This window comes from Sphingobacterium sp. UBA7253, assembly GCF_002472745.1.
GTDB classification, from domain to species: Bacteria; Bacteroidota; Bacteroidia; order Sphingobacteriales; family Sphingobacteriaceae; genus Sphingobacterium; species Sphingobacterium siyangense.
In genome coordinates, this window is sequence record NZ_DKSP01000180.1 from 1 (window position 1) to 607 (window position 607).

The following is a 607-nucleotide window of genomic DNA, read 5'->3' on the forward strand; positions in this document are numbered from 1 at the left end:
TCCCTTGCGGAGTGGTGCAAATATAGGGAGTTTTCGGGCAGACTTCCAAGCCTTTTGTTTATTATTTTTTAATATTAAAGTTAACTAACTGTAACATTGAACGATTCATTTAAGATAGCTATGCTTTAAACCGTCCTATCAGGTAAAATTAACCAATTAAACGGCCAAGCTGCTTGCTATAAATTTCAGTTCGCCCCCTTCCTTAACAAGCAATTTCACCGCTAAAAAAGCAAGCTAAATATATTTTACGACCTTCTTCAATATCATATAAGGTCGTTATCGAAACAAAAAAGGTCCAGACGAATGTCTGGACCTTCCTATATAAAATAATCGAGTAACGATTAATCTTCTTCTTTCGAAGCCAACAATTGATCGTACTCCTCGCGAGAGCCCACGATTAAATTGCTGTATTGACGGATACCTGTACCAGAAGGGATCAAGTGACCAACAATTACGTTTTCTTTCAAACCTAATAAGTTATCACGTTTACCTGCGATAGCAGCCTCGTTCAACACTTTTGTAGTCTCTTGGAAAGAGGCAGCAGAGATGAACGATTTCGTACCCAATGAAGCTCTGGTAATACCTTGCAACAATGGACTTGAAGTAG

General features: G+C 38.4%; 1 protein-coding gene. It reads right to left on the reverse strand.

Going from position 1 to position 607, the window contains the following annotated elements; all coding sequences use genetic code 11:
* Nucleotides 1-341: 341 nt before the first annotated feature.
* Nucleotides 342-607, reverse strand: a 266-nt coding sequence (locus B2X72_RS18045) for a hypothetical protein (RefSeq protein WP_286850958.1), incomplete at its 5' end; no start/stop codon positions are given.